Source organism: Brevundimonas basaltis, from assembly GCF_014202075.1.
Classification (GTDB): Bacteria; Pseudomonadota; Alphaproteobacteria; order Caulobacterales; family Caulobacteraceae; genus Brevundimonas; species Brevundimonas basaltis.
In genome coordinates this window covers 172,529-197,171 of sequence record NZ_JACHFZ010000001.1, presented here as the reverse complement: position 1 = coordinate 197,171, position 24,643 = coordinate 172,529, and the positions used below count along the sequence as shown (strand labels likewise).

General features: G+C 69.9%; 24 protein-coding genes. 12 read left to right on the top strand and 12 right to left on the bottom strand.

The window, feature by feature from the left end:
* Positions 1–91: 91 nt before the first annotated feature.
* Positions 92–826 carry an endonuclease/exonuclease/phosphatase family protein gene (locus HNQ67_RS01060; protein WP_183251527.1) on the top strand — a complete coding sequence of 245 codons (735 nt, stop codon included), beginning with the start codon at positions 92–94 and terminating at the stop codon, positions 824–826.
* Here the strand turns inward: HNQ67_RS01060 and HNQ67_RS01055 are convergent.
* Positions 816–2,282: a phospholipase D-like domain-containing protein gene (locus HNQ67_RS01055; RefSeq protein ID WP_246347393.1), complete on the bottom strand. Its 1,467-nt coding sequence runs from the start codon at positions 2,280–2,282 to the stop codon at positions 816–818. The genes HNQ67_RS01060 and HNQ67_RS01055 overlap by 11 nt on opposite strands.
* A 185-nt stretch (positions 2,283–2,467) precedes the next feature.
* Here HNQ67_RS01055 and HNQ67_RS01050 point away from each other — a divergent pair, with 185 nt between their 5' ends.
* The gene (locus HNQ67_RS01050) at positions 2,468–2,653 is read left to right on the top strand and encodes a hypothetical protein (RefSeq protein WP_183251524.1); all 186 of its coding nucleotides are present in this window, start codon (positions 2,468–2,470) and stop codon (positions 2,651–2,653) included.
* Positions 2,654–2,768: 115 nt separating this feature from the next.
* Positions 2,769–5,294, top strand: coding sequence for a coiled-coil domain-containing protein (locus HNQ67_RS01045; RefSeq protein ID WP_183251522.1), 2,526 nt, complete (start codon positions 2,769–2,771; stop codon positions 5,292–5,294).
* A 2-nt stretch (positions 5,295–5,296) separates the two neighbouring features.
* Here the strand turns inward: HNQ67_RS01045 and HNQ67_RS01040 are convergent, their stop codons facing one another.
* Complete coding sequence (locus tag HNQ67_RS01040) at positions 5,297–6,454, bottom strand: MFS transporter (protein WP_183251519.1); 1,158 nt, start codon at positions 6,452–6,454, stop codon at positions 5,297–5,299.
* 48 nt (positions 6,455–6,502) lie between these two features.
* Between HNQ67_RS01040 and HNQ67_RS01035 the strand changes: the two genes are divergently transcribed.
* Positions 6,503–6,874 (top strand): DUF423 domain-containing protein, encoded by a 372-nt coding sequence (locus HNQ67_RS01035; RefSeq protein WP_183251517.1) that lies wholly within the window; start codon positions 6,503–6,505, stop codon positions 6,872–6,874.
* A 29-nt stretch (positions 6,875–6,903) separates the two neighbouring features.
* Positions 6,904–7,878 (top strand): prolyl aminopeptidase, encoded by a 975-nt coding sequence (gene pip, locus HNQ67_RS01030; RefSeq protein WP_183251515.1) that lies wholly within the window; start codon positions 6,904–6,906, stop codon positions 7,876–7,878.
* A 136-nt stretch (positions 7,879–8,014) separates the two neighbouring features.
* Here pip and HNQ67_RS01025 read toward each other — a convergent pair whose 3' ends face one another.
* From HNQ67_RS01025 to HNQ67_RS00995, 7 genes are all read right to left on the bottom strand, one after another.
* On the bottom strand, positions 8,015–8,473 hold the full coding sequence (locus HNQ67_RS01025; RefSeq protein ID WP_221247684.1) for a DUF6173 family protein: 459 nt from the start codon (positions 8,471–8,473) through the stop codon (positions 8,015–8,017).
* Between the two features lie 29 nt (positions 8,474–8,502).
* The gene (gene rodA / locus HNQ67_RS01020; protein ID WP_183251513.1) at positions 8,503–9,660 is read right to left on the bottom strand and encodes a rod shape-determining protein RodA; all 1,158 of its coding nucleotides are present in this window, start codon (positions 9,658–9,660) and stop codon (positions 8,503–8,505) included.
* On the bottom strand, positions 9,657–11,744 hold the full coding sequence (gene mrdA / locus HNQ67_RS01015; RefSeq protein WP_183251511.1) for a penicillin-binding protein 2: 2,088 nt from the start codon (positions 11,742–11,744) through the stop codon (positions 9,657–9,659). Before mrdA ends, rodA begins: the two co-directional genes overlap by 4 nt.
* Positions 11,741–12,259, bottom strand: coding sequence for a hypothetical protein (locus HNQ67_RS01010; RefSeq protein ID WP_183251509.1), 519 nt, complete (start codon positions 12,257–12,259; stop codon positions 11,741–11,743). Before HNQ67_RS01010 ends, mrdA begins: the two co-directional genes overlap by 4 nt.
* Positions 12,256–13,239, bottom strand: a complete 984-nt coding sequence (gene mreC / locus HNQ67_RS01005; RefSeq protein ID WP_183251506.1) for a rod shape-determining protein MreC — start codon at positions 13,237–13,239, stop codon at positions 12,256–12,258. The genes HNQ67_RS01010 and mreC overlap by 4 nt, the downstream gene beginning before the upstream one ends.
* A gap of 149 nt (positions 13,240–13,388) precedes the next feature.
* On the bottom strand, positions 13,389–14,429 hold the full coding sequence (locus HNQ67_RS01000) for a rod shape-determining protein (protein ID WP_168048822.1): 1,041 nt from the start codon (positions 14,427–14,429) through the stop codon (positions 13,389–13,391).
* A 235-nt stretch (positions 14,430–14,664) separates the two neighbouring features.
* Positions 14,665–15,387 (bottom strand): TVP38/TMEM64 family protein, encoded by a 723-nt coding sequence (locus tag HNQ67_RS00995; RefSeq protein ID WP_183251504.1) that lies wholly within the window; start codon positions 15,385–15,387, stop codon positions 14,665–14,667.
* A 137-nt stretch (positions 15,388–15,524) separates the two neighbouring features.
* Between HNQ67_RS00995 and HNQ67_RS00990 the strand changes: the two genes are divergently transcribed.
* A complete protein-coding gene (locus HNQ67_RS00990; RefSeq protein ID WP_183251502.1) occupies positions 15,525–15,953 on the top strand; it encodes a DUF2177 family protein in 429 nt (142 codons plus the stop codon).
* On the opposite strand, the gene HNQ67_RS00985 is transcribed toward HNQ67_RS00990, so the two are convergent.
* Genes HNQ67_RS00985 through HNQ67_RS00975 form a run of 3 tightly spaced genes read right to left on the bottom strand, consistent with a single transcriptional unit; the run spans position 15,928 to position 17,971 of the window.
* Positions 15,928–16,737, bottom strand: coding sequence for a DUF1295 domain-containing protein (locus tag HNQ67_RS00985; RefSeq protein WP_343054770.1), 810 nt, complete (start codon positions 16,735–16,737; stop codon positions 15,928–15,930). The genes HNQ67_RS00990 and HNQ67_RS00985 overlap by 26 nt on opposite strands.
* Entirely contained in the window at positions 16,734–17,369 is a 636-nt protein-coding gene (gene chrR / locus HNQ67_RS00980; protein ID WP_183251500.1) for a cadmium/peroxide/UV radiation responsive anti-sigma factor ChrR, read from the bottom strand. The genes HNQ67_RS00985 and chrR overlap by 4 nt, the downstream gene beginning before the upstream one ends.
* A complete protein-coding gene (locus HNQ67_RS00975) occupies positions 17,366–17,971 on the bottom strand; it encodes a sigma-70 family RNA polymerase sigma factor (RefSeq protein ID WP_246347392.1) in 606 nt (201 codons plus the stop codon). Before HNQ67_RS00975 ends, chrR begins: the two co-directional genes overlap by 4 nt.
* A 106-nt stretch (positions 17,972–18,077) precedes the next feature.
* Here HNQ67_RS00975 and HNQ67_RS00970 point away from each other — a divergent pair, with 106 nt between their 5' ends.
* The 6 genes from HNQ67_RS00970 (at position 18,078) to HNQ67_RS00945 (ending at position 24,600) form a co-directional block, all read left to right on the top strand.
* Positions 18,078–19,427, top strand: coding sequence for an NAD(P)/FAD-dependent oxidoreductase (locus HNQ67_RS00970; RefSeq protein WP_183251498.1), 1,350 nt, complete (start codon positions 18,078–18,080; stop codon positions 19,425–19,427).
* Positions 19,424–20,200 carry a DUF1365 family protein gene (locus HNQ67_RS00965; protein ID WP_183251496.1) on the top strand — a complete coding sequence of 259 codons (777 nt, stop codon included), beginning with the start codon at positions 19,424–19,426 and terminating at the stop codon, positions 20,198–20,200. Before HNQ67_RS00970 ends, HNQ67_RS00965 begins: the two co-directional genes overlap by 4 nt.
* A 59-nt stretch (positions 20,201–20,259) precedes the next feature.
* Positions 20,260–21,420, top strand: coding sequence for an SAM-dependent methyltransferase (locus HNQ67_RS00960; protein WP_183252698.1), 1,161 nt, complete (start codon positions 20,260–20,262; stop codon positions 21,418–21,420).
* Positions 21,421–21,492: 72 nt separating this feature from the next.
* On the top strand, positions 21,493–22,143 hold the full coding sequence (locus HNQ67_RS00955) for a DUF305 domain-containing protein (RefSeq protein WP_183251494.1): 651 nt from the start codon (positions 21,493–21,495) through the stop codon (positions 22,141–22,143).
* Between the two features lie 22 nt (positions 22,144–22,165).
* On the top strand, positions 22,166–24,055 hold the full coding sequence (locus HNQ67_RS00950; protein WP_183251492.1) for an LVIVD repeat-containing protein: 1,890 nt from the start codon (positions 22,166–22,168) through the stop codon (positions 24,053–24,055).
* Positions 24,056–24,057: 2 nt separating this feature from the next.
* Entirely contained in the window at positions 24,058–24,600 is a 543-nt protein-coding gene (locus tag HNQ67_RS00945; RefSeq protein WP_183251490.1) for a hypothetical protein, read from the top strand.
* Positions 24,601–24,643 lie beyond the last annotated feature (43 nt).

The window sequence follows — 24,643 nt, the reverse complement described above, 5'->3', positions numbered from 1 at the left end:
CGCCGCCGGAACGCGCCGCCGGGGGTCGCATTCCGCCTCGAAATGGCCTAGCCCGAGCCCCACAGAGCGTTCCGGCCGTTCCCAGGACTTCATGCCCCGCCTGCTGACCTACAATGTTCACCGCTGCGTCGGCGTCGATCGCCGACTGGATGTCGGGCGGATCGCGGACGTCATCGCCGAGCACGAGCCGGACATCGTCTGCCTGCAGGAACTGGATGTCGGGCGCGCCCGGACCGGCATGGTCGACCAGGCCAGCGCCATCGCGGAGCGGTTGGCCATGACGTTCCACTTCCACGCGGCCATGACGGTCGAGACGGAAGAGTACGGGGACGCGATCCTGACGCTTCGCCCGGAGCGGTTGATCAAGTCGGGACCGCTGCCGACGGTCCGGGGCATCCCGGGACTGGAGCCGAGGGGCGCGCTGTGGGCGGCGATCGATTTCGACGGCGTCACCCTGAACGTCATCAACACCCATCTGGGGCTGGTGCCGCGGGAGCAGCGGCTGCAGGCGGCGGCGCTGCTGGGCGAGGGCTGGCTCGGCCATCCATCGTGCAAGGGTCCCACCCTGCTGGCCGGTGATTTCAACGCCACCTCGATCACACGGCCATATCAGGCGCTGGCGCGGCGGCTGTCGGACTGTCAGCGCGAACTGGGGGTGCGGCCCTCGGTGAAGACCTTTCCGTCGAGCTTCCCGGCCATCCGCATCGATCACTGCTTCACCAGCCCGGAACTGGCGGTGACCGGGGTGACGGCGCCCTTCTCTCCCCTCGCCCGCGCGGCGTCGGATCACCTGCCGCTGGTCGTCGACTTCGAGTTCAGGACCTGATCAGGGGCTGAGGGGCGCGCTGCGACCGGCTGCGGCGCTTCCACGGGCGGAAGGCGTCGGAAGGCGAAATCGGGTCGCCCAGCTGGAACTCGGCGATGAACTGCTCGATGGCCGAGGGCGGCGTGGCGCCGAGCGCCTGCATGCGCCCCGTATCGAAGCGCTGGATGGCCTCGCCAACCGATCCGAACAGCGCCTCGGCGGCGGCGAACTCGTCGGCGCTCTCCCCGATCCAATGTCCGATAGTGCGGTGGCGGAAGCGGCGAATGGCCGCCCGCCCCTCGTCGGTCGTCGGGACCGCAGCGATGTCGCACTCGCTGTCGAAGCCGAAAGACCGGTTGTTCAGATTGGTCGAGCCGACGCGAAGCACCTCGTCGTCGTAGATCGACACCTTGGCGTGGACGATGATCCGCTCGCCCTCGAGCGTGTGCGGTGCGAAGGCGAAGAAACGATTGTTGCGATCGGCCTGCTCAAGCCGGAACAGAACTTCCGAGCGGGCGGTGTCCATGGTGATCTGGTCGAACCAGCTGGGGCTGGCTCCGGTGGAGACCAGCACGACCTCCGGGCTGTCCGGCTCGACGAGACGTTCGGCCAGGGCGGCGGCGATCCTCGGCGAGGTGAAATACTGGTTCTCGAGGTAGATCAATCGCTTGGCCCGACGAATGGCGTCGAGATGCAGGGCCTCGTTCTCGCGCACCTCGCGCCGGCCCCGCCAGCCCGGCTCGGTCCGGGCGATGCCGACCGGCGTGTCCAGAAGGTCAGGCTCGACGCCGTCGGGCCAGGGATCGCTGTCCCCCTCTCCCGCGACCACGCGCTCGGAGGAGGATCGGAACCAGCGCTCGCGGGCGAGGTCGCCAAGGGCCCGGGCGGCGGGACCATCCATCACGCACATGACCTCGTGCCGGGGCGGCGAAATCCGTCCGGACGGCTGGCAACGGCGTGGATCGCCATCGAGATGTTCGACCGAGTCCCAGCGGTCGGTGGCGACATCTCCGCCGCCGCAGAAGGCCACGGCGTCGTCGATGATGACCACCTTCTGATGGTGACAGGCTCCGGGCGGGCTGAGGTTGTCGAGTCGAAGCTCCACCGTCCGCTTGCGGAACCAGCTCTGGGCGCGATGGGGGAAGAAGCCCTGCGAGGCGGCGATGACCAGCGGGGATTTCCAGATCAGCAGCCGGACATCGAGCTCGGGCCGCGCCCTGACCATCATGCGCAGCTGGTGGCCGATCTGGGCCTGGTGGTCGTCGGGCAGGGTTTCGGGGTCGAGCCGGGTGCGCGGATCGAACTGCCAGCCAAGCATCACCACCGAGCGCCGGGCCTTTTCGAGAGCCGAGCGAAGGGCGTCAAAATAGGCTTCGTTCTCCATCAGCACGGCCAGACGGCCGGCGGTTTCGACCCGCCAGCAATTCTGTCCCGGCGTCAGCCAGGGCTCGTTCTGATCGTCCGCGGAGGAGCTCATAGGTGCAGCCTGACCGATTCGCATGACGCCGGCGTGCGCCCCAAGCTTTACAGGACGCGCGCCGCCGTGTTCCGTTCCATGCCGCCGCCCTTCCCGTCAATGGAGCCGCTGATCGCGGCCACGGATTGCCCGAACGCGGTTTTCAGGGCATATGTCTACGTCATTCTGGACGGGGGAGGTCGGCGATGCAGGCGCTGATCGAAATGATCATCGGCTTCATCGCCCTGCTCGCCGCAGCGGCCCTGTCGCAGTTTGGCCTGCAAGTGGACGCCCCCACGAAATCCGAACGCGAAGTGCACCGGGTCCAGGACTGCAGCGACGCGCCGGTCACCGGCGCCATCACCCCCACCAGCCGCCGCCACGACTGCTGAACCCCTCGCCGGAATCGTCCGTGCTCGCTTTGCGCGCCGCGAATGAGCCGCTAGGGTCCTGACGGATCGCGCGCCCCGGCTGCGCGCCGCCGCATCCTGACGAGACCGCCCCCTTATGAAGTCGCCCCGCCAACGGCCGCCGCTGAATCTGACCGACCCCGAGCCGGAGGCCGCCGGACTGACCGAGAGCGAAGCCGCGACCGAGGCCGCCGCCGATCCGGCGCCGGAAGCCCCGGCGGAGACCGAAAGGCCTATGTCCGAGCGGCGTCGGCGCCGTCTGGCGGAAGAGCGCCGTCAGGCCGAGCAGGCGGCCGCTGAGACCAAGACGGCCAAGGCGCCTGATGCGGCCGCCGCGACGCCCGAACTGGCGGAGTCCGCGGACGCGCCCCCGGTGGCCTACGAGCCCCCTTCCCCGCCCGTCATGGCCCATCGGTCAGCCGAACCCGCGCCGTCGGGACGGCACGCCTATCTGCTCGCCGGAATCTCGGCGGCCCTGTGGATCGGCGGCGTGGCGGCGTGGCTGGCGTTTGAGGTCGGCTCGGGCGCGGCCGAGCTGGAGCCCCTGCGGCTGGCCGTCTACGCCCTGATCGCCCTCGCGCCCGCCGGCTTGGCCATCATGCTGGCCCACGCGGTGCGGCAGGGCGCCGGCCTGGCCGCCGAGACCCGGCGGGCCCGCGGCCTGTCCGAGGCGCTGATTGCGCCGACGGCGCTGGCGGCGCAGCAGACCGGCGAGGTGTTGCAGACGCTTCGCGCCGACATCGATCAGGCGTCGCTCGCCGCCGAGCGGGCGCGCCATGACATGACCCTGTTGCGCGAGGCGCTGGCGCAGGAGACGGTTCGGCTCAACGAGGCGGCCGAAACCGCGGGCCGGACCGCGCGCCGGCTGTCCGAACAGCTCGGCCAGGAGCGCGACCAGATGCAGACGCTCGGCGTCCAGCTGGACAGCCAGGCCGCCGGGGTCATCGACGCGGTCGAGCGCCAGTCGCGGATGGTGGTCGATGCTTCCGACCTGGCCCAGACGCAGCTGCGCGAGGCCGAGGCCGCCCTGGCCGCGCGCGCCGCCGATCTGGCCGCCGCCGCCAACGAGGCGCAGGACGCCGCGCGCGTCGCCGCCGACGATCTGGCCCGCCAGACCCTGCGGCTGGAGAACGCCGGCTCGGGCGTCGCCGAACAGATCCAGTCGGTCGAGGAAGGGCTGGGCCAGCAGCGCGCCGCCCTGGTCACCGCCGCCTACGCCCTGCGCACCGATCAGGAGGATTTCTCGGCCCAGGTCGAGAGCCAGCGCGCCCAGTTGACCGAGCAGTTGTCCGCCACCCGGGCCGTGACGGACGAACTGGGCCAGACCTCGGTGCGCACCACCGAGAGCATCAAGGACCTGGTCGAGGCGGCCACCGATCAGTTCCGCGCCCTGGTCGAGATGTCCCAGCGCGAGGCCGACGGCTTCGACGGCGCGACCAAGGTGGCGCTGGACAAGTTCGAGGCGCTGGCGGCCGAGGCCCGCGACGCCCTGGTCGAGGAGACCCGCCGGGCCCTGGCCGCCCTGCAGGCCACCGCCGAGGACTCGCGCCTCGCCGCGGAGAGCGCCGCCGAACAGGCCCAGGCCCGGGCCGACCGGCTGGGCGAGGCCCTGTTCGAGGCCGCCCAGAAGGCCGATCAGGCCGCCGACGCGCGCGTCGACAGCGCCCGTCGCATCGTTTCCGAAACCAGCGAATTGGTCGACGAGGCCGGCCAGCACGCCATCGAACAGCTCGAGGCCACCGTCGAGCGCATGAACACGGCCCTCGCCCGGGTCGAACAGGCTATGGGCGAGCTCGACGAACGCGCCGCCCGCCTGCCCGAGGAGGCCCGCCAGAGGGTCGACGCCGTGCGCGCCACCGTCGAGGAAGGTCTGGCCGCCCTCTCCGCCGCCTCGCAGAAAGCCGCCGCCGACACCGAGGCGCTGGACGCCGGCTTCCAGGAGCGGGTACGGCGCAACTACGACATGCTGACCGAGGCCGTCCGCTTGATGGGCGTGGTGTCCGGGGACAGCCCGACGACCCGCCGACGCGACGCCGCCGCGCCCACGCCCGCCCCGGAGCCGGAGGCGCCGCAACGCGCCCGCCCGGAGCGGGCCGAGGAGCACCGCGGTTTCGGGCTGCGAGGGCGACTGAAACTGGAGCCGATGGCCGGAGCGGCGGTTCAGAACCAGCCCGAGAAGGACCGGCTCGGCTGGAGCGATCTGGTCGACGAAGGCTCGGGCGAGGCGCCGCTGGACCTCGACACGCCGGTCATGCCCGCCGCCGACACCGAGGCCCTGGGAGAGCGGATCACGGCCGCCATCCGGCGCATGGGGGTCGATCCGAACGCCCTGCTGCCCCGCTCCCGCGTCGAGGAGGCCTCCCAGGCCGTGGCCGCCGGCGACCCCGACCGGGCTCGCCAAATCGTTCGGCGCGTCGCGCCGGCCGCGGTGCGCAGCGTGTCGCGGCGGGTGCTGACCGATCCCGATCTGCGCGCCGACGCCGAGGCCTATGTGCGGAGCTTTTCGCAGGACCTGTCGGTCCGGGCCGAGGCCGGCGACGGGTCGGGGGTGCTGGGCCGGCTGACCTCGGACGGCGGCCGGGCCTTCATGCTGCTGGACGCCGCCATCGGCGACCTGTCCTGACCTCAGACCGCCAGCCGTCGGCGTAGCGGAAGCGCGGCGATCAGGCCGGCCGCCGCCATCGCCGCCATCGCCCAGTAACCGCCCGCGCCGAAGCGGTCGTAGAGCGGGCCCGAGAGCGCTGTGGCGAGGCCGATCAGCACGCCGGCCGACAGCACCGAGCTCAGCGTCTGGGCGGCGGTGTGGCTGTGGGAGGGCGACAGCCGCTCGACGATCTGCAGCCCGGCCAGGAAGGTGGCGGCGAAGGTCAGGGCGTGCAGGGCCTGCAGCGGCCAGAGCAGCCACAGCGGCGGGGCCAGCGCCATGACGCCCCAACGCAGCACGGCGGCCGCAGAACCGACCATCAGAAGGCTCCATGGGCCGATGCCGACACGGCGCCGCCACGGCTCGAACAGCCACATCAGGGCGATCTCAACGATGACGCCGAAGGCCCAGAGCTGACCCGTCACGGCCTCGCTTATCCCCTGGGTTTTCCACAGGATGGCCGAGAAACCATACTGGAAGGCATGGGCCCCCTGCACCGCTCCGATGGCGAAGATGGCGGTCATGAACACCGGGTCGCCGAGCAGCCGCCCGAGGCCCCGAAAGCGCTCCAGGCCGGGCACGGCGACGCCGTCGGCGACCGGCTCGGCGGGTAAGGCGGAGGCGGCCACGACGGCGAGGCCCAGAGACGCGGCGACAAGCCAGACGATGACGCTGTCCACAGGCGCGTGCAGCAAGAGGCCGCCCATGCCGACATTGGCGACGACGAAGGCGGCGGAGCCGGCCCCGCGCGGCAGGGAGAAGCTGAATCCCAGCCGTCCGGCCAGCCGCAGGGTCATGACGTCGCTGAGCGGCACCAGCACGCCCATGGCCGTCGCCCCGATGAACCAGCCGAGCGCCCGGACCGCATAGAGGTCCGACAGGCCGGCGAGGCCGTAGCCCGCCGCCATGACCAGCCCCATCAGGGCGATCGGGGTGCGGCGGTAGCGAAAGCCGTCGGCCCAGACCGCCAGCAGCGGGCCGGTGACGATGCGGGCCAGCATGGGCGCGGCCAGCAGGGTCCCGATTTCGGCCCCGCTCAACCCCTGCGCGCGCATCCACAGGCCTGCAAACGGAAGTGACACGCCGGTGGCGCCGAAGAGCAACACATACTGCAAAGCCATGCGCTGAGCGGCGGTCATGGCGGGCGCATAGCAGACGCACGGGATTCTGTCGGCTAGCGTCTCGGGATGACAGTCGATCGCAGTCTGGCGGCCTTCGCCGCGCTGAACGGCGCGCTGGCCGTGGCGCTGGGCGCCTTCGCGGCCCATGGCGCGGGACCGCAGATCAAGTCGCTGCTGACCACCGGCGCCCAATACCAGATGATCCACGCGGTTCTGGCCCTGATCTGCGCGGTCTGGCCGGCCCGCGGCCGGATGATCGCGGTCGCCGGCTGGCTGGCCGCCGCGGGCGGTCTGGTCTTTTCGCTCGCCCTTTCCGCCATCGCGCTGCTGAGCCTTTCGGCCATGGGCGCGGTCGCGCCGATCGGAGGCCTGCTGATGATCGCGGCTTGGCTTTTGGTCGCCATTGCCGCATTGCGGGCACACACCCCCCTCGCCTGAACAGTCACGAAAAGAGGCCGAGTAGCCGTATGTCCTTCCCCGTGCCCGAGACGTCCCGCCGAGATTTGTTTCCGGAAATCGAGCCCTACGCCACCGGGTTCATGGCTACCGACGGGGTGCACGAGATCTACTACGAAGAGTGTGGCAACCCTCAGGGCCTGCCGGTGGTGGTGCTGCACGGCGGACCTGGCGGGGCGGTCAATCCGGGCATGCGGCGCTATTTCGACCCGTCGAAATACCGCATCGTCCTGTTCGACCAGCGGGGCTGCGGCAAGAGCCGGCCCAACGCTTCGCTGGAGGACAACACCACCTGGGCGCTGATCGAGGACATCGAGCGGCTGCGCGAGCTGCTGGGCGTCGACAAATGGGTGGTGTTCGGCGGCAGCTGGGGCTCAACCCTGTCGATGGCCTACGCCATCACCCATCCCGAGAGAACGGCGGCCCTGTTGCTGCGCGGCATCTTCCTGCTGACCCGGGGCGAGTTGCGCTGGTTCTATCAGGACGGCGCGTCGCACATTTTCCCCGACGCCTGGGAGCGGTTCATCGCCCCCATCCCCGAGAAGGAGCGCCACGACCTGATGGGCGCCTATTACAAGCGGCTGATCGGAGACGACAAGGGCGAGCGGGAACGCTGCGCCATCGCCTGGTCGAGCTGGGAGGGCGAGACGGTCAGCGTCGAGGGGCCGGACGCCCGGCCGGACAAGTTCGCCGAGCCGGCGTTCGCCGTGGCCTTCGCCCGGATCGAGAACTGGTATTTCACCAATGGCGGCTTCTTCCCCGAGGAAGGCTGGCTGCTGAAGAACATCGGCCGCATCCGCCATATCCCCTGCTGGATCGCGCAGGGACGGTTCGACGTGGTCACGCCGATGTCCAGCGCCTGGGCCCTGCACCGGGCCTGGCCCGAGGCGAAGCTGGATGTGGTCAGGGACGCCGGCCACGCCTCGACCGAGCCAGGCATCGTCGACAGCCTGATCCGGGCGACGGATTGGGCGGCTTCGCTTTAGGGCTTGGGGCTTGGGGCTTAGGGCTTAGGGCTTGAGGCTTAGGGGTAGGCGACGGTAGGTGGGCTGGTCGGCGTCGGGGGTAACCTGAAGTCATTCGCAGGAGCCACGCCCATCCTAAGCCCTAAGCCCCAAGCCCTCACGTCCCGTCCGTCTTGCGCACCATTTCCGACAGCTGAAAGCCGATGCGGCGGGCCTCGCGCTCCTCGGGACGGCGGCGGACGTCGAGCAGCACGTTGATCTGGGCGTAGTGCTGGATCAGGCGGACCGGCTTGCCGTGCGAGTTCCTGCCGACGAACAGGATGAAGTCCGGTCCCCAGAACCCGACGTCCTCGATCGCCATCGTGCCGTCGCCGGGGACGCCGACGATGCGGGCGCCGACCTCCTCGTCCTTGTCGAGGCCCTTCTCGAAATCCTCGATCAGTTTGGACAGGCGGACAAAGGCCCATTCGGCCGGGTTCTCGCGCATCCGGACGCCGTCCATCATGGCGGCGGTCTGTTCCGGCGAAGCCGCCGCCAGAACGGGCCTGGGACAGGGCTCGTCGCCCCAGTCGGGGACGAAGGCGGGCGGCGCAGTCTTCTTGGCTTTATCAGGCATGGTCAGACCCTAACGCCTGAAGCGGCCGTTCAGAACAGGCCCTGCCCCTTGGGCAGTTCGGCGTAGCGGTGAACGCGGGTCGAGAGCACCAGGCCGAAGCCGATCATCACCGTCATCATCGACGAACCGCCGTAAGACAGCAGCGGCATCGGAACCCCGACGACCGGAGCCAGACCCATCACCATGGCCCCGTTGATCAGCACGAACAGGGCGAAGAAGGCGGTCATGCCGGCGGCGGCGATGCGGCCGAAATGGCTGTGCGCCAGCGAGGCGATGCGCAGGGCGATCAGAATGATGCCGACATAGCAGGCCAGCAGGCCGAACGAGCCGACAAAGCCGAACTCTTCGGCCACGGTGGAGAAGATGAAGTCGGTATGCCGCTCGGGCAGGAATTCAAGCTGGCTCTGGCTGCCCAGGCCGTAGCCCTTGCCCAGCACGCCGCCTGAACCGAGGGCGATCTTGGACTGGATGATATTGTAGCCCGTGCCGGAGGGGTCGGCTTCGGGGTTGAGGAAGGTCAACACCCGGTTGCGCTGGTAGTCGTGCATCACGAACATGACAAAGGGCGGGATAGCCGCGGCGGCGGCGGCGGCGGCGGCGGCCATCACCCGCCAGCTGAGGCCGGCGAGGAACATGATCGCCCCGCCCGTCAGGCCGATGATCATGGCCGAGCCGAGGTCAGGCTGTTTGGCGACCAGCAGGAACGGCAGACCGATCATGGCCGCCGGGATCAGCAGCTTCCACGACCAGCGCGCCTCCTGGGCGGAGTGGCTGTGGTACCAGCGGGCCAGGGCGAGGACGAGGCCCAGCTTCATGAACTCGGCGGGCTGAATGCGGATGACCCCGAGATTGAGCCAGTTGCGGGCGCCGCCCGCGACATAGCCGAGGGGCGTGAACTCGATCATCAGCACGAGGATCAGCAGCAGGCCGTAGAGCGGATAGGCCCCGCGGAACCACCATTTCGGATGGACCATGGCCAGGCCCAGCATGACGACCAGCATGACCCCGAAGCGGATCAGGTGGTCGGCCGCCCACGGCTGCCACTGACCGCCGGCGATTGAATACAGCATGGCCGCGCCGACGCCGGCGATGAGGCAGAGCAGGCCGACGATGCGCCAGTCCAGCTCGGTGATCTTGGTCGACAGCCGGTCACGCTCGCCGGGGCGGGTCAGGGCGGAGGCGGTCATCGCGGCGGCTCCGACAGATAGGGGCGCGGACCGGAGGTGGCGGCGGGCGCCGGGCGAGGCGCGGGCGGCGGCGGCGGGGCGACCGCCGCGGCGGCGGGGCCGACGACCTCGCCTCCGGGTCCGGACCCCGCATCCCCCTCATCGACGCCGACGGGCGCCACGGCTTCGGGGGGCAGCGGACGTTCAATGCGGGCGCGCATGTCCGGATCCTTGAGCAGGACGGTCTTCATGATCTCGCGCGCCTTGGGCGCGGCGTCGACCGAGCCCCCCGATGGCGCGTGCTGGACGATCAGGGCGATGGCGTAGCGTGGTGCGTCATGCGGGGCGAAAGCGACGAACAGGGCGTGGTCGCGCCGCGACCACTGGGCGTTGCGGGGGCCCCGCGACTCACCGGCCTTGTAGTCGCGCGACTGGGCGGTGCCGGTCTTGCCCGCCATCTGGATATCGCCGAGGCCGAGCTGCGACGTGCGATAGGCGGTGCCGGTGACGTCATTGGCCACGGCCGCCATGCCGGCGCGGACGATGTCGAGGTGCTGGTCGCTGAACGGCAGATCGGCGAAGGCCGGCGCCTGGGGCCGCGCCTCGCCGCCAACCGCCTTGACCAGACGCGGTTGAACCGCCTTGCGCCCGTGGGCGATGCGCGAGGTCATGACCGCCAGCTGCAGGGCGTTGACGGAGAGAGCCCCCTGCCCGATCGCCACCGACAGGGTTTCGCCCGGATACCAGGTTCCGTCGTCGTCCCAGCTGGTCGCCTCGGTGTAGGCGCGCTTCCAGCGGGTCGAGGGGACGGTGCCGCTGGACTGGCCGGCGATGCCGATCTCATAGGCTTGGCCGAAGCCGAGGTCCTCGGCCACCCGCGCGATCCGGTCGATGCCGGCGCGATTGCACAGGTGGTAGAAATAGGTGTCGCACGAGTTCTTGATGGCGCTGTGCATGTCCATCGCGCCGTGGCCGCCGGCCTTCCAGCAGCGGAAGGTGCGGGCGCCGAAGCGATAGCCGCCGGTGCAGACCACCCGCTCCTTCGGATCGATGCCGGCGTCCAGCAGGGCGAGGGCCGTGGTCATCTTGAAGGTCGAGCCGGGCGGGAAGGTGCCGTAAATCGCCTTGTCGAGCAGCGGCAGCCGTTCGTAGTCGGCCAGGGCGCGATAGATGCTGGAGGGCACGCCGCCGACGAACAGGTTGGGATCGAACGACGGGGCCGAGACCATGCACAGGATGTCGCCGTTGCGGACGTCCATGACGACGCAGCCGCCGGACTCCTCGCCGAAGACCTCAAGGGCGCGGTTCTGCACGTCGGCGTCGAGCGTCAGGACCACGTCCTTGCCCGGCACAGGCGGCTTCGATCCGCCGACATCCTCGGCCACGACGCGGCCGCGGGCGTCGACCTCGACGCGGTTGCCGCCCGCCTCGCCGCGAAGATCGCGGTCGAAGGCCTTCTCCACCCCTTGCCGGCCGATGCGGAAGCCGGGGTTGTAGAGAATTTCGGGGACCTTCTCGCCCGCGTCCTCGATGGCCTTGATGTCGCGATCGTTGGGCTTGGCGACATAGCCGATGACGTGGGCGAAGGAGCCGCCGAACGGATAGAAGCGCGCCTCGTTCATGTCGGCCATCACGCCGGGCAGCTCGTTGGCGTAGAGGTTGACCCGGGCGAACTCCTCCCAGGTCAGGTCGCTCTTGACCGGCACGGGCGAGAAGCGCGGCGCGGCGTTGACGTCGCGGATGATCGACCGGCGGCGGTCCACCGTGTCCGGCAGCAGGCGGCCGAGCAGGTCGAGGGTCTGGTCGAGATCCTTGGTCTCGTCGCGCACGACCAGCACGCGGAAGCTCGGCCGGTTGCCGGCGATGACCACGCCGTTGCGATCGAGGATGCGGCCGCGCGGCGGCGGCACGAGCCGGAAGTTGAACTGGTTGTTGGTGGCCAGAGTGGCGTATTCGCCCGCCTGCACGACCTGCAGCTGGGCCAGTCGGCCGGTCAGGGCGACGCCCCCGACGGCGGTGATCGCCCCGATTACGAAGGTACGGCGCAGGAAGGAGCCCTGGCGCTCGTTGGTGTCCGAGAAGAAGATCGACGGTTCCGAACTCATCGGAACCTCACGTCGCCGTCCTCGAAGCGCTCGATCAGGCGGTGCGCGAACGGGAACAACAGCAGGGTTGGAAGCACCTGGAGGAAGACGGCGATCAGACTGGCCGGGGTGCCGGCGACGATGGCCATGACCACATAGGCCAGCACGAAGGCCAGGGCGCAGCAGGCCGCATACCAGACGAACAGCACGGCGGTGTCCTGCCCCGCCAGGAAGCTGCGCGAGATGAGGACCACGCTGTAGATGACGAGGAAGGTCAGCCCCCAGAGGCCGAGCGGGCCCCAGGTCAGGACATCGAGGAGCAGGCCGAGCGCGGCCAGCACGAGGGGCGCGAGCACCGACGGGCGGATCAGCGGCCAGGCGAAGGCCAGCACCATGGGGATGACCGGTTCGGGCAGCTGCAGGCCGAACAGCTCGACCGGGGTCTGCAGGACGATGGTGGCCGCGACGGCGATCAGCGCCGGATAGACGATCCACTGCATCGGCCCGACGACGCGGACCGCGACCGGGCGTCTCATTCGGACCCTCCCGGCGCAGACGGACGGGCCGCGGCGCGTCGGGCGGCGGAGTCGGTGATGGCCGCGGTCTGGGCGGGCGTGGCGTCGGACAGGGTGTCGAGCGCGGCGAGCGGCGGAGCGTTCAGATCATCGGCGTCGATCAGCTGGCCGAAGTCCTCGAACAGCATGACCCGGACATAGTCGATGGCCCCCCGGTCGCTAAACAGCTTGACCCGCCACGAGCCGTCGATGCCCCTGGCGGCGACGCCGATGGGCACGCCGCGCGGGAAGCCGCCGCCGTCGCCCGAGGACAGGATGCGGTCGCCGGCCTGGATCGAGCCGACCCCGCGCACGAACTCCAGCCGGGGGTTGCCGGAGCCGTCGCCGGCCAGCAGGGCGCGGGCGTCGGTGCGGTCGACCAGCACCGGCGTCTTGCTGGCCACGTCGGTGAGCAGCAGGATGCGGCTGACATTGGACGAGGTTCCGACCACCCGGCCGACGAGACCATGCTCGTTGATCACCGGATTGCCGACCTTGACGCCCCGGGCCGCGCCGACGTCGATCAGACGGGCGTTGGAGAAGGGACCGCGCGTGTCGCTGATCGAACGGGCGGTGCGCATCGCGACCGGGGGCTCGGACCGGATGCCCAGCATGGCCTCGTAACGGGCGTTGACGTTCTTGAGGGCGATCGCCTGGTCGCGCCATGGCTGCAGTTCGGCCAGTTCGCGCTTGAGCCGGCGGTTCTCGGAGACGGCGAAGAAATAGCCGCCGACATAGTCCGAGGCGTGGCCGAACCAGCGGACCGGGGCCGCGAAGACGCCGCCGACCGGACCGACCACGGTTTCGACGCCGGCGCGCACCGGCTGATACGGCGAAGTCTGGGCCCGGGCGTCGCTGAGCAGCAGCAGGACGCAGCCGACGGCGGCGACCACGACGGTGACCGCCGCGGTCCAGACCAACGGCACCTTGATGTTTTCGAACGGTCCGTCGCGAAACGCCACGGCGCGCCTTCCTCAGAAAAAGGGAATCAGCGGGACGCCCCCCGCCGACTGGCCCAGCCTATCGCAAAATCCGGGCCGTTTGGAAACCGCTGCAACCCCAATCTCATCAATGATGACAGGGATTTGAGGCGACCGTTCGACGTTACGGCTCAAAGGGCGGAGTCGAGCACGCCCTTCATCCAGCGCGGATGTTCGAGCACCCGGCCGCAGCCGATGGCGACGCACGACAGCGGATCGTCGGCGACCGAAACCGGCAGGCCGGTGTGGTCCCGGATCTCGGCGTCCAGCCCGCGCAGCAGGGCCCCGCCGCCGGTCAGCATGATGCCCTTGTCGGCGATGTCGGCGGCCAGTTCGGGCGGGGTGGCTTCGAGGGCGACCTTCACGGCCTCGACGATCTGGGTGACCGGCTCGGCGAGGGCTTCGGCGGCCTGGCGCTCGGAGATGCGGACCTCGCGCGGCACGCCCTGCATCAGGTCGCGGCCCTTGACGTCGATCGACAGGCCTTCGCCGTCGGCCGGGATCCGGGCGGTGCCGATGTCCTTCTTGATGCGCTCGGCGGTGGTCTCGCCGATCAGCAGGTTATGGTTGCGGCGCATGTACGAGATGATCGCCTCGTCCATCTTGTCGCCGCCGACGCGGACCGAGCGCGAATAGACGATGCCCGACAGCGACAGCACGGCCACCTCGGTGGTGCCGCCGCCGATGTCGACGACCATGGAACCGGTCGGCTCATGGATCGGCAGGCCGGCGCCGATGGCCGCGGCCATGGGTTCGTCGATCAGGCCGACGCGACGGGCCGAGGCATTGAGGCAGGAATCGTTGATGGCGCGGCGCTCGACGGCGGTGGCGCCCGACGGCACGCAGACGATGACCTTGGGGTTCACGAAGCCCTTGCGGTTATGAACCTTGCGGATGAAATGTTTGATCATCTCCTCGGCGACTTCGAAGTCGGCGATGACCCCGTCGCGCATCGGGCGGATGGCTTCCATGTGACCCGGAGTGCGGCCCAGCATCTGCTTGGCCTCTATGCCCACGGCGTGGACGATCTTGCGCCCGCCGACATTCCGCAGCGCGACGACCGAGGGCTCGTTCAGCACAATGCCCTTGCCCTTCATGTAGATCAGGGTGTTGGCGGTGCCGAGATCGATGGCGATGTCGTTGGAGATCGCGCCGAAAATGCTGTTGAACATGGAGCCGGGATACCGTTCGTTCGGGCCTTGAAGAGGGCGTTCGCTGTCTCGATCCGCTTCGGCGACGCCCCGGCCGCGCGCATCCCCATACGCACCGCCTCCTGATCGTTATCGCCTGACCGACCGAAGGCTCGTTTGCCCGTGTGCGGGGGCGATTACAAGCCCCATGCGGCCTGTCTGTCGGCCCTGTCGCCGCTATCTGCAGCGTGGCCGTTCACGATCCCGTCAGCCAAGCTTATTCATCCGCGGCCCCGGCCGCGCGCTCGCGCCGTTTAACCAGTTCGCGGACGCCCAGCATCAGGCCGAGCCAGACCACCGCCACCCCGGCCAGAATCGCCGAGGTCCAGACGCCGTCGCCGCTGACGGCTGAGACCACCGCCCCGCCGAAGAAGGCCACCAGCGCCGTCTTGGGCAGAACCCCGAGAGCGCAGCCAAGCAGATAGGCGGGGAAGGACGCGCGGGTGGCGCCGAAGGCCATGTTGACGACGATGAAGGGCGCCGAGGGCACGTTGCGGATCATGAAGCTGGCGTAGAAGGCGTTCTTGCCGACGAAGCCCTTGAGCCGGCCCAGGGTGCGCCCGCCGTGGCGGTCGAGCAGCCGCGCCGTCGGCCCCCGTCCGAGCCAGTAGGTGACCCCCGCCGAGGCCACGGTCGCCGTCCAGCTGTAGAAGAAGCCGAGCGAGGGGCCGAAGGCGACCACGCAGGCGGCGATCAGAATGAACTGCGGGGCCCCGATGAAGGCGGCGGCGATGAACAGGATCACCGTCGCGGCGAAGGCCCACGGACTGCCGGCATAGCCCTGCAGCCAGGCCTCCAGATTCTCTTCGGCGTCCAGCCCCATCTGGCTCTTGCCGATCATCAGCAGGGCCACGGTCGCCCCGAGCAGCAACGCCGTCGCCAGCGCCGCCCGCCACCGGCGGCCCTCCATGTTGAGGATGAAATCAAGGAGACGGCGCATTGATCGGCGATTAGCATCACCCGAAGTCGGCGGCGAGGGCGCCCGCTGGTCGGCGCCCCCGATCCCCACCAGCGATCTCCGGATGATCCGGGCCAGCGCCCTGCGCGTATTGAGATCGACCCAGCAGGAGATAGACCATGACCCAGGCGCTCGCGTTCGTGACGGTTCTCGTCATCTTCAGCGTGATCGACACCGTGTGGCTCGGATCGATGGGCGACCGGGTCTATCGGCCGTTGATCGGCGAGGTGCTGGCCGACAAATTCCGCCTCGTGCCCGCGATCGCCTTCTACACCCTGTATGCGGCGGGCCTGACCATCTTCGCGGTGCTGCCGGGTCTGAAGACCGGGGACTGGAAGACGGCGCTGATGTGGGGGGCGCTGTTCGGCCTGTTCGCCTACGGCACCTACGATCTGACCAACTACGCCACGCTGAAGACTTGGGGGCTGAAGATCACCGTACTGGACATGACCTGGGGCGTGGTGGTCAGCGGCGCGTCATCCGCCCTCGCCTGCGTGGCGGCGCTGCGGCTGATGAAGATGCTCAATCTGGCGATCCCGGCGGCCTAGGGAAGAAGACCGGCGTGCGGGCGGCGTAGCGGGCGAAGGCCTCCGGCCGGCTGCGGCGCATGTGCTCTTCCAGCGGCGGGATGCCCGATACCTTGGTCAGCAGCCAGTAGATGTAGGCGGGACCGACCAGCGCCAGCCAGCCCCACGGACGCTCGCCGGAGAGGTCGATGGCCAGCATTGGCCAGGCGCACCAGCCCAGCCATTCGAAGAAATAATTGGGGTGCCGCGACCACGCCCAGAGACCGCGGTCCATGACCTGGTCGCGGGTCGTCTCGGGATCGGCCTTGAAGGCTTCCAGTTGCCGGTCCGCGACGCCGGCCCCGACAACGCCGGCGACCAGCAGGGCGGCGCCGAGGGCGTCCTGAAGGCCAAGGGGGCCCTCACGATTGTGAGCCGCCAGCAGGATGGGCAGGACCAGGACGGCCGCCGCACCCGCCTGCAGCTGCAGGAAGGCGAACAGCCGGCGCTGAAAATCGCTCCCCCACGCCTCTCGCAGCCGGGCGTAACGGGCGTCCTCGGGCCCGGACAGCGATCGGCCGGCGATGTGGGAGCCCAGACGGACGCCCCACAGCGCGGCCAGACCCGCCGCCAGCCACTGGCGCGCATCGGGCGGACCGTCGACCGGGTACAGGGTCGCGCCCGCGCCTGCGGCGCAGAGGCCGAACGACCAGAACACGTCGGCCCAGCCCCCCTGCCCTGTCCGCCGCTGCACCGCCCACGCCGCCGCCATGACGACGCCGAGGAACAACGTGGCCAGACCCCAGGGGGCCAGCAGGGCGATCACAGGCGGACGAAGGGCTGCAGCAGTCGGCCGATCCAGCCGTCCAGACGGATCTGGCCGTCGAGGGCGACGACGCACAGACAGGGTTCGGTCGACACGGTGCGCGGCCGGTGATGCACCTCGCCGTCGGCCTCCTCGAAGTCGCCCGGGCCGAACCGGCCCTCGTCGGTTTCATAGGCGCCGGAGATGACGCAGGTCAGTTCGACGCCCTGGTGGCTGTGAACCGGGGTGGTGCGGCCGGAGCCGATGCTGAGCAGGATCACCCGGCAGTCGCCGTCGCGGGGGGCCAGCACGTCGCGGACGCGCATGTCCGGTCCGATCCAGCGCCACGGGCCGAGCGCATAGCCGCGCAGCGGCTCCGGCAGCTCGGTCATGTCGTTGGCCGGTTGCGGCGGGGTCTCGGGCTCGGGCGTCGACAGGCTGGCCAGGGTCCGGGCCAGCAGGTCGTCGGCGACCGGGGCCGGCTCGATGGTCTCCAGCACCTCGCCGCCGACGGCCTGCAGACGCCCGACCCAGCGGGCGGTGTCCGGCCGCATGGCGAGGTGGGTCGCCATCACGACGGATTGAGGCGGACTGAGGGTTCCCGCGGCATAGGCCAGCAGGCGTTCCTCGGACGGTCGACGAAGGGCGGTCATGATGGGTCCCCGACAGGCTGATCAAGAAGATCCCTGAGTTTGATCATTGCGTTGCGTATCCTCGATTTAACGGTTCCGAGCGGCAGAGCCAGCGACTGCGCCACCTCGGCGTGGGTGAGATCCTGAAAGAAGGCCATCTGGATGACCTCGATCTGGTCCGGTTTCAGGCTGCGCAGGGCGGCGCGGACGCGGCCCTCGTCCTGACGGGCCTCGAGCAGATCGTCCGGCCGATCCGGTTCGGGCCCGGCGAGGCTGATCTCCGGGACCGGCAGGGGCCGGTTGTCCCGCCGCAGCGCATCGATCCGCCGGTTGCGGGCGATGGTGAAGATCCATGTCGCCGCCCGCGCCCTTGTGGGATCGAACATCTCCGCCTTGCGCCAGACGGTCAGCATGGCGTCCTGGGCGAAGTCGTCCGCCGCCGCCGGGGCCGCCCCGGAACGCATCAGCCACGCCTTCAGCCGCGGCGCGAAGTGATCGAACAGCACCGCGAACGCCTCGCGGTCACGGTCCCGCGCCACCGCCTCGATCAAGCGATCGTGCTCGAACTCTCCGCTCATGGGGCCGGCCCGCGCCAGGCCGATGTCCGAAACCATTCCATGCATTGGCCCTCATACGCGACGGATCGCGGATCGGATCATACCCCATCCAATCCGCGGGGTGCGACGTAACAGCCACCGTGCCGCCCATTGGGGGGCGACCGGAGCCCGCATGCCGTCCACATCCAATCCGAACCTCGCCGCCGCCGCCGCCCCACGCCAGAAGATCGCCGTGATCGGCTCCGGTATTTCCGGCCTCTCCTGCGCCTGGCTGTTGAATCAGAAACACGAGGTGGTTCTGTACGAGCGGGCTGACCGTCTCGGCGGCCACACCAACACCGTCGTGGCCAACGCGACCACCGGGCCGATCGCGGTGGACACCGGCTTCATCGTCTTCAACGAGGCGACCTACCCCAATCTGATCGCGCTGTTCGATCACCTCGGCGTGGCCAGCCGGGCGACCGACATGTCCTTTGCGGTCTCGCTCGAGGAAGGGCGATTCGAATACGCCGCCCCCGCCCTGTTCGCCCAGCGCCGCAACATGCTGCGTCCGCGGTTCTGGTCGATGCTGTCCGAGGTGCTGCGCTTCTACCGCGAGGCGCCGGCGGCGCTGGCGGCGCTGGAGGACCGGAACCTGTCGCTGGGCGCCTTCCTGCAGCAGGGCCGGTTCAGCACCGCCTTCCGGGACGATCACCTGCTGCCGATGGCGGCGGCGATCTGGTCGTCGCCGACCGAGGCCCTGATGGATTATCCGGCGGCCTCCTTCCTGCGCTTCTGCGACAACCACGGCCTGCTGCAGCTGATGGGACGGCCGCTGTGGCGCACGGTGACCGGCGGCAGCCGCACCTATGTCGACATCATCGCCGCGTCGCTCGGCGACGGGGTCCGGCTGGGTCGGGACATCGAGGGCGTGCGCCGGACCGGCGACGGCGTCATCGTCACTGAACGAAACGGCCGCCGCGAACGGTTCGACCAGGTGGTCATCGCCACCCACGCGGACCAGGCCCTGAACCTGCTCGCCGAGCCCACCGAGGCGGAGCGGCGGACGCTGGGAGCCTTCCGTTACAGCCGCAATCTGGCGGTGCTGCACACGGACCCGGCCCTGATGCCGAAGCGGCGGCGGGCGTGGGCCAGCTGGAATTACATCGGCTCCGACAACGGCCTGTGCGTCAGCTACTGGATGAACAAGCTGCAGGGCCTGCCGGGCCAGGACCTGTTTGTGACGCTGAACCCGCCTCAGCCGCCGCGGGCCGACGCCCTGCTGCGCAGCGAACTCTACGAGCATCCGATCTTCGACGCCGCGGCGCTGCGCGCGCAGGGCATGCTGTGGGATCTTCAGGGCCAGGGCGGGGTGTGGTTCTGCGGCGCCCATTTCGGCGCGGGTTTCCATGAGGACGGCCTGCAGTCAGGTCTGGCCGTGGCCGAGCAGCTGGGGGGCGTGCGCCGGCCGTGGACCGTCGCCGACGAGAGCGGGCGCATCCAGATCGGCGAGCAGAACCGCCGGATGGAGACCGCGGCGTGAACGGCGCCTCGGCCCTGTACGCCGGCGGGGTGGTGCATCAGCGCCTGCGCCCCCGGCGCCACCGCCTGCAGCGCCGGGTGTTCTGGCTGCTGCTCGACCTGTCGGAGATCGACGCCCTCCATCAACGCCTGCGGCTGTTCTCTCACAATCGCCGGAACCTGTTCTCGTTCTTCGACCGGGATCACGGCGACGGGTCCGAACGGCCGCTGCGGGCCCAGGTCGAGGCGCGGCTGGCCGCCATTGGAGTCGACCTCGGCGGCGGCGCCATCCGGCTGCTGACCATGCCGCGGGTCTTCGGCTTCGTGTTCAATCCGATCAGCGTCTACTACTGCCACGCCGCCGACGGCCGGTTGGCGGCGTTGAGTTACGAGGTTTCCAGCACCTTCGGCGAGCGGCGCTGGTACGATCTGGCGGTGCCCGCCGGCGGGCCGGACGGCCTGTTCCGGCAGAGCTGCGCCAAGTCGTTGTACGTGTCCCCGTTCCTCGACATGGACATGCTGTACCGCTTCCGGGGCCGCGCGCCGGGCAAGACCGTCGGCCTGACGGTGGGCTGCGCCGACGCCCACGGACCGGTGCTGACCGCCAGCCTTTGGGGCGAGCGTCGCCCGCTGGCGGACGGGGCGCTGGCGCGCGCCGCCGTGACCTTTCCGCTGCTGACCTGGAAGGTCGTCGCGGCCATCCACTGGGAGGCCTTGCGGCTCTGGCTGAAGGGCGTGCCGGTAACGCTGGCGCGGCGCCCGCCGCCGATGGCCGCCCGGGGAACGGCTTCGTGACCGCCGTCGCGCCGCTGGCGCCAACCCGCTCCGCGCCCGCCCTGGGGGCCGGCCTGTTCATGCGGTTGCTGTCATCGAGCTGGACCACCGGCCGCCTGACGGTCAGCCTGCCCGACGGCGCGGTGCATCATCTGGAAGGGCGCGAGCCCGGCCGGACCGCCGTGCTGTGGATCACCGACTGGCGCAGCGTGCGCCGGGCCATCATCGGCGGCGATATCGGCTTCGCCGAGGGCTATATGGCCGGCGAGTGGGACAGTCCGCATCTGGCCGCCCTGCTGGAAGCCTTCGCCGACAACTATGACCGGCTGAACCGGCTGGTCGACGGCAATCCCGTTCTGAACACGCTGAACCGGCTGGCGCACGGGCTGAACCGCAACAGCCGGCGCGGTTCGCGACGCAATATCCACGCCCACTATGACCTCGGCAACGCCTTCTACGAGACCTGGCTGGACGGCTCGATGACCTATTCCGCGGCCCGGTTCAGCGCTCCCGACCAGAGTCTGGAGCAGGCGCAGCGGGCCAAATACGCCCTGCTGGCGTCGATGATGGATCTGCGGCGGGACCAGTCCGTGCTGGAGATCGGCTGCGGCTGGGGCGGGTTCGCCGAATACGCGGCGCGCGAGGTCGGCGCCCGGGTGACGGCGATCACCATCTCACGGGAGCAGCATGACTATGCGCGGCGGCGAATTCACCAGGCCGGACTGGCCGAGCGGGTCGACATCCAGCTGGTCGACTACCGCGACGTCGAGGGCCGTTTCGACCGCGTCGCCTCGATCGAGATGTTCGAGGCGGTGGGCGAGCGATACTGGGGCGACTATTTCGCCACCCTGAAACGGGTGCTCAAACCCGGCGGGAGAGCCGGGCTGCAGATCATCACCATCCGGGACGACCTGTTCGAGGGCTACCGTCGGCGGCCGGACTTCATCCAGAAATACGTCTTCCCCGGCGGCATGCTGCCGTCTGAGCCGCGCCTCGCGCCGGTGATCGCCCGGGCCGGGCTGGCGTGGGACGTCACCGAACGGTTTGGCGCGGACTATGCGGCCACCCTCGACCTTTGGGGCAGCCGTTTCGAGGCGGCCTGGGAGCGGATCGCGGCGGGCGGACAGTTCGATTCACGCTTTCGGCGGCTATGGCGGTTCTACCTCGCCTATTGCGAGGCCGGCTTCCGCTCGGGACGAACCGACGTCATCCAGATCGGCCTGTCCGGCGCCGGACGCTGAAATCGCCTTGCGCCCGGCGGATGCCCGCTTCTACTGTTCCCGCCGCGGCGTTCGCCGACCGGAGCCGAGAGTTTGAGTCCGACGCCCGCCCTCCTCCTTGCGATTGTCCTCGGCGTCTCGGCCGGCGGGCAGACCCCGCCGATCTTCCATCCCGGCGCGCCCGGCGCGGCGCCGCGGGTGATCAGCGCGGCCGAGGCGGTGGAGCTGAGCCGGACCGGATTCGTCGCGGCCGACGTGCGCTTCATGCAGCACATGATCGTCCACCACGCCCAGGCGGTGGAGATGGTGACCCTGCTGGAGACGCGGGCCGCCTCGCCGACGGTGCGCCTGCTGGGCGAACGAATCGCGCAGAGCCAGGCGGCCGAGATGGCGCTGATGGAGGAGTGGCTGCTCGCCCGCAGCCTGCCCGTCGCGGCCGCGGACCCGCACGCCGGACATCACGGCATCAACCATGCGCCGGCTGACCCGGACACGCCTCTGATGCCCGGCATGCTGTCGCCGTCGCAAATGACCGCCCTGGCCGCATCGAGCGGGCCGGCGTTCGACCGGCTGTTCCTCGAGGGCATGATCCGGCACCACCAGGGCGCGCTGGACATGGTCGAGGCGCTGCTGGCCGGGCCCGACACGGCGGAGGACCCGATGCTGTCGGACTTCGCCAGTTCCATCACCGCCGACCAGTCGGCCGAAATCCTGCGCATGCAGACCATCCTGTCCGGACTTTGAACCGATCCATCGAGGGGCGACCATGAACATCCGCAGCCTTCTGTTGAGCTCCGCCGCCGCGGCCAGCGTTCTGTTCGGGGCCGCCGCGGCGCAGGCCCAGTCCCCGTCGGGACAGGCCGCGGCGGGTCAGACGCCGCCGGTCGGCGCCGACGCCCGCTCGACCCTCTCGCCCGGACTGCACGACGCCGGACAGGCGATCTCCAATCTGACGCTGGAGCATTCGGTCCGGCCCGCGCCCGGCTTTTTCGATCCGGAAGCCATATTCGCGCCGCCAACCCGCGAGGAAGCCGAGGCCGCGCGGGCGCGGGCGGCGGCCGTCGAGGCCGGCACGGCGGAACCGCCGCCCCCCCGTCGGTACAGTCCGCTGGCCATGGCCAACAGCGACATGGCGATGACGAACGGGCGGTTGTTCGTCGGCAATTTCAACGGCTTCAACGCCTATGACGTGTCGGGCGAGGGCGCGCCGGAGCTGTTGCTGTCGGTCGTCTGCCCGGGCGGACAGGGCGACCTGTCGGTGCACGGGAATCTGCTGTTCATGTCGGTCGAACAGAATCGGGCCCGGCTGGACTGCGGCGTCCGGGACGCCGAGGGCGAGGTCAACGCCGAACGCTTCCGCGGCATCCGCATCTTCGACATCAGCGACCTGTCCGCCCCCCGCCAGATCGCGGCAGTGCAGACCTGCCGGGGCTCGCACACCCACACCCTGGTCCCGCACCCGACCGATGCGAACGTCCTGTACGTCTACAACTCGGCCACTTCGAGCGTGCGCAAGTCGGACGAACTTGCGGGCTGCCGGGACGGAGAACCGGGCGAGAATCCCGAGACTGCGCTGTATTCCATCGACGTGATCAAGGTGCCGCTGAACGCACCGGCGCAGGCCGCCATCGTCAACCGGCCGCGCATCTTCGCCGACCGCGAGACCGGCGAGATCGCCGGCCTGTGGAAAGGCGGCCGGTTCGGCGTCGCCAGTCAGAGCAGCGCCGTGACCAACCACTGCCACGACATCACCGTCTATCCCGAGATCGGGCTGGCCGCCGGAGCGTGCAGCGGCAACGGCATCCTGCTGGACATCTCCGACCCGGAGAACCCCGCGCGCATCTCGGAGCTGTTCGACCCCGACATGGCCTATTGGCACTCAGCCACCTTCAACACCACGGGTGATAAGGTGCTGTTCACCGACGAATGGGGCGGCGGCACCTCGGCGCGCTGCCGCGCCGAAGATCCGCACAGCTGGGGCGCTGACCTGATCGCCGCCATCGAGAACGGACGGCTCGTCGGCAAGAGCTTCTTCAAGCTGCCGGCCGCGCAGACGGCCTCCGAGAACTGCGTCGCCCACAATGGCAACCTGATTCCGGTGCCCGGCCGCGACCTGATGCTGCAGGCCTGGTACCAGGGCGGCGTCTCGATCGTCGACTTCACCGACCCGGCCCGGCCGATGGAGATCGCCTATTTCGACAGGGGCCCGATCGACGCGGAGAGGCTGATGGTCGGCGGCCACTGGTCAGCCTACTGGTTCAACGGCCGCATCTACGCCAGCGAGATCGCGCGCGGCTTCGACGTGCTGAGCCTTGAGCCCAGCGAACATCTGTCGGCGGCCGAGATCGCCGTCGCCGAACGGGTGATGCAGGGGACGATCAATCCGCAGACCCAGAGCCGGCCGGTCTGGGAGGATCATCCCGATGTGGCGGCCGCCTATCTGGACCAGCTGGCCCGGTCGAACGGGATCGAGACGGGTCTCGCACAACGGGCGAGGACCGCGGTGCAGCAATGGCGTGACGGGCGTCCGAACCGGGCGCGGGCGACGGAGCTGTCGCAGGCCCTCGCCGTGGTTCCGGAGAAAACGCCGCCGGCCGACGCCGCACGGCTGAAGGCGCTGTCGGAGCTGTTCGCCCGGCTCGGGCGGGGGCGCTAGACGTGCGGCTGTCGATCCTCGCCGCCATCGTCGCCCTGGGGTGCGCCGCGCCCGCTGCGGCCCAGACGCCCCCTGCCCCGGCGATCGCAGCCGTCCCGGCCGACGTCGTTTCGCCCGACGCCATCGTCACGGCCCTGTACGACGTGATCTCCGGCGACGCCGGGGTCGAGCGGGACTGGGACCGCTTCCGTTCGCTGTTCCATTCGACCGCGCGGCTGATGCCCTCGGGCGTCAACCGCGAGGGTGTCGGGGTCGCCCGCTCGATCACGCCCGAGGAGTACATCGAGCGCAACGGCCCGGCGCTGATGCGCGACGGCTTCCATGAGCGGGAGATCGCCAGCCGGTCCGAGAGGTTCGGACACATGGTCCACGTCTGGTCGACCTATGACAGCGTGCGCAGCCTGTCGGACCCGTCCCCGTTCATGCGGGGCGTCAACAGCATCCAGCTGTTCCATGACGGCAGCCGCTGGTGGATCCTCAGCGTCTACTGGCTGGCCGAGACGCCGGACACGCCGATCCCCGCCGCCTATCTGCCCGCCGGCTGAACCGCATTTGATCGACCTTTCGCAACTGCGTAAGGAATGGCCG